The organism is Rhodanobacter sp. C06 (genome assembly GCF_002001105.1).
GTDB lineage: Bacteria > Pseudomonadota > Gammaproteobacteria > Xanthomonadales > Rhodanobacteraceae > Rhodanobacter_A.
Genome location: NZ_MUNP01000014.1, coordinates 1 through 10,784 on the forward strand (window position 1 = coordinate 1; position 10,784 = coordinate 10,784).

Here is a 10,784-nt window from a genome sequence, read left to right on the forward strand (position 1 = left end):
GGGCCATTCTTCGCCTGGAGACGATTCAGGAGAATAGGCGATAACATGGACTTACTATCACGAAAATCGGGAGAATGCCGTGGCCAGCCTGGACGACTACCGCGTCTTCGTCGCCATCGTGGAACAGGGCAACCTCAGCGCGGCTGCGCGCCACCTGCATCGCTCGCTGCAGGCGGTGAGCCGTTCGTTGCAGGGGCTGGAACAGGAGCTGGGCGTGGAGCTGATCCAGCGCACCACGCGCCGCGCGCAACCCACCGCGGCGGGGCTGGCCTTCCATGCGCGGATCAAGGTGGCGCTGGCCGACATCGACCTGGCCCGCTCGGAACTCGCCGAGCATGGCGCGCGCATCGACGGCCGCCTGCGCATCGGCGGCTCCACCCAGTTCAGCGCGCCGCACGTGGTGCCGGTGGTGGCGGCATTCATGGAGCGCTACCCCGACGTGGACGTGGAGCTGGTGGTGGCCGACCAGCATGTCGATCTGCAGCGCGAGAAGCTGGATGCCGCAGTGCGCCTGGGCGAGTTGCCCGACAGCCGACTGCACGCGCGCCAGCTCGGCACGCTGCGGATGGTGACGATAGGCGCGCCGGGTTACTTCGCGCGGCACGGCCGGCCGCGCACGCCCGCCGACCTGCGCCGACATGCATGCATCGTGCGGCGCTCCACCCACGACGCGCAGCACTGGAGCTACCGGCGCGCCGACAAACGGCGGCGGGTGGAGGTGCAGGGGCGTTTCAGCGCCGACAACGCGGCGGCCTGCAACGCCGCTGTGGCGGCCGGTCTGGGCGTCGGCGTGGCCGCGTTGTGGCAGGTGCGCAACCTGCTCGACCAGGGTCGGCTGGAAACCGTGCTGGACGACTGGCAGTTGCCGGCCTTGCCGGTGTACATCGTGTGGCCGCCCGGCAAGCAGTTGCCGGCGCGCACCCGCGCCTTCATCGACTTCGCGGCGGCGCGCTGGATGGCCGAGCCGCCGGGTTGAGGCGGGTATCTTGCCCGATGCCAACCATGCCGCCACCATCGCGCTTCGACACGACGGGGCAGGGAACATGCGCGAGGCGGTTCATGCAACGGGGACGAGGATGATGGGAGCGGGGGATGCGGGCTCGCGCAACGCCGGCATCGACGCGCTGCGTGGCCTGGCGATCGTGCTGGTGGTGTTCAATCATCTGGGCCTGCGCATCCCGCTGGAGAAGACCGCGCTGGCCGACGTGCTGCCGACATGGCTGCTGAACCGGTTGAACTGGAACGGCTACGAGGCCGTGTACGTGTTCTTCGTGATCTCCGGTTTCCTGATCGCGGGCAATGCGCTGCGCCGCTGGGGCAGCCTCGCGGCGATCGACGTGCGCGCGTTCTACACGCGGCGCTTCGCGCGCATCGTGCCTTGCCTGCTGGCACTGCTGCTGGTGCTGAGCGTGCTGCATCAGCTCGGCGCGCAGGACTACGTGTTCCATCGCGCCGACCAGTCGCTGCCGCGCGCGATCCTCGCCGCGCTGGGCCTGCACCTGAACTGGTACGAGGCGCAAACCGGCTATCTGCCGGGCGGCTGGGACGTACTGTGGTCGCTGTCGATCGAGGAGGCGTTCTATCTCGGCTTCCCGCTGTTGTGCCTGCTCACGCGCCGGCGCGCGCTGCTGGTGCCCTTGCTGATCGCGCTGGCCGCGTCGCTGCCATGGGCACGCGCGGCGTTGCACGGCAACGAGATCTGGCTGGAGAAGGCTTACCTGCCGGGCATGGCGGCGATCGCCACCGGCGTGCTCGGTGCGTTGCTGGTCGATGCCTGGCCGCCGCCGCGGCGTACCGTCGTACTGCTGGGCTGGCTCGGCGCCGTGGGCCTGGGCGCGGTGCTGCTGGATGGCGGCGCGCTGTGGCACTGGCTGCGCGACGGCTACATGCTGGTGCTTACGCTGTCGTCGCTGTGCCTGCTGCTGTGCAGCCGCTGGCGTGCAGAACGGGGTGAGGTGCGGCTGCTGCGTGGCTTCGGCTGGCTGCGCGCCTGGGGGCGGATGAGCTACGAGATCTACCTCACCCACATGTTCGTGGTCTACGCCGTGGTGCGCGGGTACCGTGCCTGGGGCGGCGATCCGGCGCAGGGCTGGCTGTGGTACTTGCCGGCGCTGGGGTTGTGCTGGCTGCTGGGCGCGGCGGTGGAACGCTGGTTGTCGGTGCCATGCGAACGCCGGCTGCGTGTGCGGCTGCTGGGTGCGGCATCGGGCGACCGCATGAGCGTGCAGCCAGGCTAGCTCGCCTGGCGGGTACGCCTCAAGCACGGGCCGCTTCTGCCGACAGCATGACCGTGGCATTGCAAGAATTTCATCTTCGTGCGGGTACGGTGGCGAGTGCCCGTGAGGGCGCGCGCCCGTCCGCGTGCACGGAACATCCTGCGAAACCGGTGTCTGGCCAACGATCCACCATGAATATGAGCCGCTACGACAAACCGCCATCCGGCAACACCGTGGACTGGAGCAACCCCGAACTCCAGTCGCTGCTCACCCGGTCCGAAAGCTGGAGCCTCGACAACCGCGGCGTGCACGCGCCCGTGGCCTGCGAGGTGCACATCGGCTGGGGTGCCGGTGTCGGCCGGCTCGCCACCCTGGTCTACCAGCGCGAAGGCGTGATGGTGGTCGAGACGCGCTTCGCCATCCCCAAGGGCGAGCACGTGCGCGTGGACCGCGTCCAGGCCGGCGCGATGCGCTCGAGCTGGGGCATCGTGGCGGACGGACGCGAAGGCTTTCGCGCCGAGGACCGCGCCAACGGCATCCACGTGCATTGGGTGCACGTGCGCTGAGTTGCGCATCGGTTGACCTGGATCAGGGGGTGGCGGGCGGGTCCCCTGCATCATGGCGCGCCGGCGCGTGCCGGCGATCCCGACACGGTGCCCACGATGCAGTTCGAACTCTCCGCTTGCCCGCACGACGCCGCCAGCATCGCCATCGCGATGCGCACGCTCGACGCCCACGCCACCGTCACGCTGGACACCGGCCACGGCCGCCTGGAAGTGCTCACCCGGGCAAGCGCCGCGCAGGTGCTGGAGAAGCTGCAGGGACTGGGTTGCGGCGCGAGTCTGCTGGAGCAGCCGGTGCACATCAGCGGCGGCAGCACCTGCTGCGGATCGTGCGGTTGAACTGAGGCAAGCGCCGAGCCGTACGCGGTCGATGGGTCACAGGTTCCGGATGGCGTGATCGTGTTGCGCGAGAAGCGGGCAACCAGGGCGACTCCCCGACGCGACGGCATCAACCACCGCACAAGACCCATCCATAAGCATGCAACTGGCCCACCGGACCCACGTTCGCGGTTAAATGCCTGGCGAACAGGCAGTCATCGCTGATCTTGCCGGTCCCCGCGCGTGACGTGCATGCGCTGGATGCGCGCGACGCTGCCGCCCTCGTACGTCACCACGTAGGTGGCCCCTTCGTGCGCCTGTTGCCTGACTCGCACCGGCCCACTCTGCATGGCCTTCTGCAGCGCCGCCTGGTGGAAGGCCGCCAGAACGCCGTTGGGAATCAGCATCAGCGGCGGGCTGAGCTGCTGGAAGCTGGTGAAATGGCTGCCGCACCGGGTGGTGTCGTTGCTGAACTTGAACCAGCCCTGGCCGCAGCTCTGGCCCGATACCTCCGGAAGGCGCTTAAGCCAGATGAAATACTTGTTCTCGTGCGTGATCCGCACGCGGTTGTAGCGTGCATCATCGCCACCGATGTTGTCCGCGGTCCAGAAGCGCACGATGCTGGCTTCGTGGCAATCGGCCGACGCGCATTCCTGCAGTACCAGGTATTCGTTGTCCTGCAGGGACATTGGCTCGATGTTGAGGATGTCGCCCTTCACCAGTGCCTGCGCGGGAAACACGACCGACGGCATGCGCGGATCGACCTTGAAGTCGCCGGAAATCAGGTAACCGCCATGCTGCGACGAGAACGGCGGCGCGGTGACGTTCACCGCGGGGAGATCGGTTTGCGCCGAAGCGGCGAAACCCGTCAACGCCAGCCAGCCGGACAACGCGATACCCGTGGTCTTCATGAAGGCTCCGATGATGCTCCGTCGTCGGCCGGCCTGATGATCAGGCCGGTGCGCCGCGCAACACCCGTCCGTAAGCATGCACCTCGTCCACCAGCACGCGCACGTGCTCGGGATCGACTTCCGGCGTGATGCCGTGGCCGAGGTTGAACACGTGGCCGGGATGGTTGCCGTAGCTGTCGAGCACGGCACGGGCTTCGCGCCGGATCACTTCGGGGCTGGCGCGCAGGATCGCGGGATCGAGGTTGCCCTGCAGCGCCACCTTGCCGGCCACCGCGCGACGAGCGTCGGCGAGATCGATGGTCCAGTCCACGCCCAGCGCGGCACAACCGGAGTCGGCCATCGCGGCGAGGCTGGCGTTGGCGCCCTTGGAGAACAGGATCACCGGCAGTTCGCGCGCGTGCGCGTCGGCCTTCAGTTCGGCCACGATCTGCGTCAGGTAGCGCAGCGAGAATTCGCGGAACGGCGCGGGGCCCAGCATGCCGCCCCAGCTGTCAAAGATCATCAGCGCCTGCGCGCCGGCGGCAGCCTGGGCGGCGAGATAGCTGGCCACGCTGCGCGCGAGCACGTCGAGCAACTGGTGCGCCAGCCGCGGTTCGTTCCAGCACAGCGCCTTGAGCCGCGCGAAGTCGCGCGAACCCTGGCCTTCCACCATGTAGCAGGCCAGCGTCCACGGGCTGCCGGCGAAGCCGATCAGCGGTACGCGGCCGGCCAGCTCCCGGCGGATCAGCCGCACCGCGTCCGTCACGTAGCGCAGTTCGCCATCCATGTCGGGCACGGCGAGCTTGGCGATGTCGGCGGCGCCGCGCACGGGGCGCGCGAACTGCGGACCTTCGCCGTGGGCGAACGACAACCCCAGGCCCATCGCGTCGGGGATGGTGAGGATGTCGGAGAACAGGATCGCGGCGTCGAGGTCGAAGCGTTCCAGCGGCTGCAGCGTCACCTCGCAGGCGAACTCGGGATTCTGCGCCAGCCCCATGAAGCTGCCGGCGCGCTCGCGGGTGGCGCGGTACTCGGGCAGGTAGCGGCCGGCCTGGCGCATCACCCAGATCGGCGTGGTGTCGACGGGTTCGCGCCGCAGCGCGCGCAGGAAACGGTCGTTCTTCAACACTGCAGTCATTTCATCGTCCGTAGGGGCCTTCCAGGCCTTGGGCGAACATCAGGCGGTAACCGCGCTTGAGCTGGGTGTCGCGCGCCTTCTCGAACGCGGCGATCGCCGCGTCGCGCTCCAGGAACTGCTCGCGCCGCAGCGTGGCCTTGCCGCCCTGCTGACCGGTTTCGCGGTACAGCGTCCAGCCGCCGAGCAGATCCTGTTCCAGCACGATCTGGACGTAGCGTGGCGGCTCGGCACTGCCGGGCAGGTTTTGCAGGTAGAGGCGCATGGCGTCCGTGGCGTCGAGCGTGAGCCGGGATCTACAGTTTACAGGCGAGCCACGGGCTTTGTAGGAGCGAACCCTGTGCGCGATGCTTTTTGCTCCGATCGGCAGCAGGGTATTCGTGCACAGGGTGCGCTCCTACGCGATGGCCTCGCGCAGCACGGCCAGCACGTCGTTTTCGTTTACGCCCGCCACGATCTCGGCCTTGCCGATGCCGCGCCACAAGATCAGTCGCAGCGTGCCGGCAGTGTTCTTCTTGTCCAGTCGCATCAGTGCGAGCAGTTGTCCGGCGTCCATGCCGGGCGGGATCGCCACGGGCAGGCCGATGCGCTCCAGCAGGCCTTGCAGGCGCGCGGTGTCGGCGGCCGCGCCCATGCCCAGCCGCTCGGACAGCCGCGCGGCGAGCAGCATGCCGACCGCCACGCCTTCGCCGTGCAGCAAGGTGGTGTAACGGCCGGCGGTTTCCAGCGCGTGGCCGAAGGTGTGGCCGAGGTTGAGCAGGGCGCGCTCGCCCTGTTCGGTCTCGTCGCGCGCCACCACGCCGGCCTTGTAGCGCAGCTTGCGCGCGATCGCCTCGATCACGGCGGCCTCGTCGCGGGCGGCGAGCGCGTCGGCATGCGCTTCCAGCCAGGCGAAGAAGGGTTCGTCGCCGATCGCCGCGCCTTTCACCACTTCGGCGAGGCCCGCGCGGTATTCGCGATCGGGCAGCGTGGCCAGCGTGTCGATGTCGGCCACCACCGCGCGCGGCTGGTGGAAGGCGCCGACCAGGTTCTTGCCCGCAGGCAGGTTCACGCCGGTCTTGCCGCCCACCGAGGAATCCACCATCGCCAGCAAGGTGGTGGGCATCTGGATGAAGTCGATGCCGCGCATCCAGCAGGCGGCGCTGAAGCCGGCGAGGTCGCCCACCACGCCGCCGCCCAGCGCGATCACGCAGGCGTCGCGGGTGGCGCCGAGTTTCGCCAGCGCTTCCAGCACGCGCTCCACGTTCGCGAAGCTCTTGTGCGCCTCGCCGTCGTCAAGCAGGAAGCTGGACCACGCAAGGCCTTCCAGCCCCTGCGCCACGCGCTCCAGATACAGCGGCGCCACCGTGGTGTTGCTCACCACCAGCACGTGGCGGCCGCGCAGCCGGGCGCGCCAGCGCGCGGCGTCGCCGAGGAGGCCGCGGCCGATCCAGACCGGGTAGCTGCGCGTGCCGAGGGTGACGTCGATGGCGGTGGGGTTGCTAGCGTTCATGCGGTGGGCGAGGGTGTGAGGAGGGGGTGGCGCTGCCAGTGCCGGTCGATCAGCGCGATGGCCTGGGCGCAGATCGTCGCGATGCCCTGGGTGGGTGGCAGGGCGAGGTCAGCGGTCTCGCGGTACAGCGGTTCGCGGATCACGGCCATCGCCTCAAGCCGAGTGCGGCGATCCGTGCCAGCCAGCAAGGGGCGCTGATGGTCGTGCGCCAGCCGTTCCAACTGCTGTTCGACGCCGGCCTGCAGCCACAGCACGTAGCCGCGGGTGGCGAGCAGGGCGCGGTTGTGCGCATCCAGCACCGCGCCGGCGCCGGTGACCAGCAGCACGCCGTCGCCGGTGCTGAGTTCCGCCAGCAGCGTGCTCTCGCGGCGGCGGAAGCCGGCTTCGCCCTCGACGGCAAACACGGTGGCGACATCGGTGCCGGTGCGCCGCTCGATCTCGTGGTCGAGATCGACGAAGGCGAGGCCATAATGTGCGGCGAGGCGTCGGCCGAGCGAAGTCTTGCCCGCGCCGGTCGGGCCGATCAGGAACAGGTTGCGCGACGGATTCATCCCGTCACTTTACAGGTGTTTGGATGGCTGAACGAATCTTGCTGGCCGGTTGCGGCGATCTGGGTTTGCGCGTGGCCGCGCGCCTGCTGGCGCAGGGCGACGAGGTGTGGGCGCTGCGCCGCAGTCCACCGCCCGATGCACCGTCCGGCCTGCGCTGGCTGGGCGCCGACCTCACCGCGCCGCACACCCTGGTCGGCCTGCCCGTCGGCATCACGCGCCTGGTGTACCTGCCCGCGCCGGATGCGCGCGACAAGGAGGCCTACCGCGCGCTGTTCGTGGACGGCCTGCGCCTGCTGCTGGCGGCGCTGGACGTGCGCGCGCTCCGGCAAGTGCTGCTGGTGTCCTCCAGCGCGGTGTACGGCGAGCACGACGGCGACTGGGTGGATGAGGCCACGCCGCCCGCGCCGCCGGGTTTCAACGGCGCCTTGCTGCTGGAGGCGGAACAGTGGCTGGCCGCGCAGGCCGTGCCGTCCACCGTGCTGCGCCTCGCCGGCTTGTACGGACCGGGCCGCCTGCAGCTGATCGAGCGCTTGCGCGCGGGCGCGGCGCGCGCGCCGCGCGAAACGCCGCACTGGGCCAACCGCATTCATGTGGACGATGCGGCGGCGGCGATCGCGCACCTGTTGCGCCTGCCGTCGCCCGCACCGTTGTACCTGGGCGTGGACGACACACCACTGCCGCTGGACGAGCTGTACGACTTCCTCGCCCAGCTGGTCGACGCGCCGTTGCCTGCCGAAGGGCCGGCTCCAACCGGGGTGGGTAGCAAGCGACTCGGTAACGCCCGCCTGCGGGCCAGCGGCTGGGTGCCGGCGTGGCCCGATGCACGCGCCGGTTACGCCGCGCTGCTGGATACTTGAACGGTCCGTCTTTCCATCTAGGAGAACCCGCATGGCCAATTTCCCGATCCCGCACGGCATGGTCACCACCGGCAACGAGCTGCACGGTTATCGCGTGGTGCGCACGCTGGGCATCGTGCGCGGCATCACCGTGCGCTCGCGCAGCGTGGTGGGCAACATCGGCGCCGCGCTGCAGACCCTGGTGGGCGGCAACATCACGATCTACACGGAACTCTGCGAGAAGGCGCGCGAGGAGGCGTTCGAGCTGATGCTGCAGCACGCCGCCACGATGGGCGCAAACGCGATGGTCGCGATGCGCTACGACGCCAACGACGTGGCCGAGGGCGTCACCGAGGTGCTGAGCTACGGCACGGCGGTGCAGGTGGAGCCGGTGTAGCAGGCGGCTGCAGCGGCCCGCTACACGCGATCCACGGATGGATCGCACGCAGGGCAATCGCCACGGCGATTGCCCTGCGGAGTCCGGCCCGGCTTGCCGGGCCGGACGAGCCGGGAAAGTGCAGGAAGCACTTTCGCGGCATCAGGCAAGGCGGTTGCTGTATTTCGAGTCAGCCGAACCCTCACTCCCGACCCCTCTTCCTCGCTCCTCAGAGCAGGGCCATCCATGGCCCTTCCCCGCGTCCGGAGGGAGAGGGGGAGCTTCGTCACGAATGCGTGAGCCCGGTCATGTGGCGGTCGTCGTCGTACTCCACGACGCTGTCGGCGAGCGCGGGCAGGGTGGCCAGCGCGTGGCGGCTCAGCCGCTCGAAGTGCTGCAGGAAGCGCTCCATGCTGGCCGCGTCCATCGCCAGCGGCGCGTGGCGCGCCAGCAGTTCTTCCTCGGTCTCGCCGCGCCAGCGGCGCACCACGTCCCAGTTCGGCGCCTGCAGCACGATCAGCGCGTCGAACTTGCGCCACAGCGGCTGGTAGCCGCGCAGCTGCTTGTTGACCCAGTGGCGCCAGCTGCCGTCGGCGTCTTCCTCGCGTTCCAGCCGGTTCACCGGTTCGTCCAGCGCGACCTGCGGCTGCGGACGGATGCCCAATGCCCAACCTTCCACGATCACCAGCTTCGGTGGTCGGGTGACGCGCGGCCAGCGCGAGGGCGGCATGCGCGTGTCGCGGCCCTTGTCGAAATGCGGCCACGCCACGTGCAGCTTGTCCGACGCCTGCGGCAGCGCGGCCAGTACCGAGAGCAGCAGCTCGATCTCGTGCGTGCCCGGCACACCGCGGGTGCGCAGCAGCGGATGGATCTGCTGGGCCATCAGCTCGCGGTCGCTGCGCGAATAGTAGAAGTCGTCCAGCGACAGCACCTCGGTGGGCCAGCCGCGCCCTTCGGCCTGTACCTTCATCTCGCGCGCCAGCGTGCTCTTGCCGCTGCCCTGCAGGCCGGACACGCCGATGATGTAGGGCCGCCGCGAGCGGGCGATGCGCCCGGCGTACTGGTCCAGCAGGTGGCCGGCCAGCGAGGCGTTCGGGGCGGCGATCCGCGGCTTGGGCGCGCTCATCGGCGGCCTTCCGCTTCGGGTGGGCGCAGCCGGCCGTGGACCCGGGCGGGGTGGGGGATTGGGTTAAGATGTGCCGGTTTCATCCGCGACATGATGGCGCGCGCGCGCCACGATTCAAGGGAAAAGTTTCGCCGCCATGCTGAGCCCCGAAATTCTCGATACTTTCCGGCAACTGCTGGAGGAGGCGAAGGCCTCCGGCGACCCCGAGCCCACCGCGATGAACCTGGCCACGGTGGACGCCGACGGCCGCGTGGCCTCGCGCATCGTGCTGCTGAAGGGCGTGGACGAGCGCGGCCTGCGCTTCCACACCAACTACGACAGCGACAAGGGCAGCCAGCTGGCGGCGCATCCGCAGGTGGCGCTGTGCTTCCACTGGAAGCAGCTGCGCCATGGCGTGCAGGTGCGGGTGGAGGGCGTGGCGCGCAAGCTGCAGGCGGAGGAATCCGACGCCTACTTCGCCACCCGGCCGCGCGGCAGCCAGCTCGGCGCCTGGGCCTCGCTGCAGTCGCAGAACCTGCCCAGCCGCCAGAGCTTCGACGAGCGCGTTGCGCGCTACGAGCGCGAGTTCGAAGGCCGCGACGTGCCGCGCCCGCCACACTGGGGCGGCTACCTGGTCGAACCGGACACGGTCGAGTTCTGGTACGGCGCCGAGTTCCGCCTGCACGAGCGCGTGCGCTGGAGCCGGCACGGCCAGACTTGGACGCACCGCCTGCTGTATCCATGAGGAGAGCCGTGCCATGAGCCGTTCCGTGCCCGCCGAACATGCCGGACAACACGGCTTCACGGTGCACACGCGCGGCCGCGGATTCACCGAGATCACCAGCCAGGTCGCCGACGTGGTGGCCGCCAGCGGCGTGCAGCTCGGCATCGCCCACGTGTTCACCGCGCACACCAGCTGCTCGCTGCTGCTGAGCGAAAACGCCGACCCCACCGTGCGCGAGGATCTCGAACGCTGGCTGGCCCGCGCCGTGCCCGACGGCGACGCGATCTTCCAGCACGACGCCGAAGGCCCCGACGACATGCCCGCCCACGTGCGCGCCGTGCTCACCGGCGTCAGCCTCGTGGTGCCGGTGCACGGCGGCAAGCCGCAGCTGGGCACCTGGCAAGGGCTGTTCCTGTGGGAGCACCGCCGCGACCCGCATCAGCGCAGGGTCACGGTGACGGTGTTGGGGCATTGAGTACGTGGCTGGCGAGCCACTGTCCGCAGCGCATCGTCTGACGTTCTCCCTCTCCCCCAACAGCTTCCTCGTTGGGGGAGAGGGAGAACGTCAGACGATGCGC

At 69.6% G+C, this 10,784-nt stretch carries 14 protein-coding genes; 8 read left to right on the forward strand and 6 right to left on the reverse strand.

Annotated elements, in window-relative coordinates:
- The first annotated feature begins 79 nt into the window (after window positions 1-79).
- From B0E52_RS00150 to B0E52_RS00165, 4 genes are all read left to right on the forward strand, one after another.
- Window positions 80-976, forward strand: coding sequence for a LysR family transcriptional regulator (locus B0E52_RS00150; RefSeq protein WP_139351530.1), 897 nt, complete (start codon window positions 80-82; stop codon window positions 974-976).
- Between the two features lie 100 nt (window positions 977-1,076).
- A complete protein-coding gene (locus B0E52_RS00155) occupies window positions 1,077-2,237 on the forward strand; it encodes an acyltransferase (protein WP_254426652.1) in 1,161 nt (386 codons plus the stop codon).
- A gap of 170 nt (window positions 2,238-2,407) precedes the next feature.
- Window positions 2,408-2,782, forward strand: a complete 375-nt coding sequence (locus tag B0E52_RS00160) for a hypothetical protein (protein ID WP_343124488.1) — start codon at window positions 2,408-2,410, stop codon at window positions 2,780-2,782.
- Between the two features lie 96 nt (window positions 2,783-2,878).
- Window positions 2,879-3,118 carry a hypothetical protein gene (locus B0E52_RS00165; RefSeq protein WP_139351531.1) on the forward strand — a complete coding sequence of 80 codons (240 nt, stop codon included), beginning with the start codon at window positions 2,879-2,881 and terminating at the stop codon, window positions 3,116-3,118.
- Window positions 3,119-3,312: 194 nt separating this feature from the next.
- Here B0E52_RS00165 and B0E52_RS00170 read toward each other — a convergent pair whose 3' ends face one another.
- The 5 genes from B0E52_RS00170 to B0E52_RS00190 form a co-directional block, all read right to left on the reverse strand.
- The gene (locus tag B0E52_RS00170; RefSeq protein WP_077480542.1) at window positions 3,313-4,008 is read right to left on the reverse strand and encodes a hypothetical protein; all 696 of its coding nucleotides are present in this window, start codon (window positions 4,006-4,008) and stop codon (window positions 3,313-3,315) included.
- Window positions 4,009-4,048: 40 nt separating this feature from the next.
- The gene (hemE, locus tag B0E52_RS00175; RefSeq protein WP_077480544.1) at window positions 4,049-5,125 is read right to left on the reverse strand and encodes a uroporphyrinogen decarboxylase; all 1,077 of its coding nucleotides are present in this window, start codon (window positions 5,123-5,125) and stop codon (window positions 4,049-4,051) included.
- Between the two features lies 1 nt (window position 5,126).
- On the reverse strand, window positions 5,127-5,387 hold the full coding sequence (locus B0E52_RS00180) for a WGR domain-containing protein (protein WP_077480546.1): 261 nt from the start codon (window positions 5,385-5,387) through the stop codon (window positions 5,127-5,129).
- A 132-nt stretch (window positions 5,388-5,519) separates the two neighbouring features.
- A complete protein-coding gene (gene aroB / locus B0E52_RS00185) occupies window positions 5,520-6,614 on the reverse strand; it encodes a 3-dehydroquinate synthase (RefSeq protein WP_077480548.1) in 1,095 nt (364 codons plus the stop codon).
- Window positions 6,611-7,165: a shikimate kinase gene (locus B0E52_RS00190; protein WP_077480550.1), complete on the reverse strand. Its 555-nt coding sequence runs from the start codon at window positions 7,163-7,165 to the stop codon at window positions 6,611-6,613. Before B0E52_RS00190 ends, aroB begins: the two co-directional genes overlap by 4 nt.
- 23 nt (window positions 7,166-7,188) lie before the next feature.
- Between B0E52_RS00190 and B0E52_RS00195 the strand changes: the two genes are divergently transcribed.
- A complete protein-coding gene (locus B0E52_RS00195) occupies window positions 7,189-8,022 on the forward strand; it encodes an SDR family oxidoreductase (RefSeq protein ID WP_077480552.1) in 834 nt (277 codons plus the stop codon).
- Window positions 8,023-8,053: 31 nt separating this feature from the next.
- Window positions 8,054-8,398, forward strand: coding sequence for a heavy metal-binding domain-containing protein (locus tag B0E52_RS00200; protein ID WP_077480554.1), 345 nt, complete (start codon window positions 8,054-8,056; stop codon window positions 8,396-8,398).
- A 265-nt stretch (window positions 8,399-8,663) separates the two neighbouring features.
- On the opposite strand, the gene B0E52_RS00205 is transcribed toward B0E52_RS00200, so the two are convergent.
- Entirely contained in the window at window positions 8,664-9,503 is an 840-nt protein-coding gene (locus B0E52_RS00205; protein ID WP_077480556.1) for a kinase, read from the reverse strand.
- A gap of 136 nt (window positions 9,504-9,639) precedes the next feature.
- On the opposite strand from B0E52_RS00205, the gene pdxH reads away from it, so the two are divergent.
- The gene (gene pdxH / locus B0E52_RS00210) at window positions 9,640-10,227 is read left to right on the forward strand and encodes a pyridoxamine 5'-phosphate oxidase (protein ID WP_077480558.1); all 588 of its coding nucleotides are present in this window, start codon (window positions 9,640-9,642) and stop codon (window positions 10,225-10,227) included.
- Between the two features lie 13 nt (window positions 10,228-10,240).
- Window positions 10,241-10,681: a secondary thiamine-phosphate synthase enzyme YjbQ gene (locus tag B0E52_RS00215; protein WP_077480560.1), complete on the forward strand. Its 441-nt coding sequence runs from the start codon at window positions 10,241-10,243 to the stop codon at window positions 10,679-10,681.
- The last annotated feature ends 103 nt before the right edge of the window (window positions 10,682-10,784 follow it).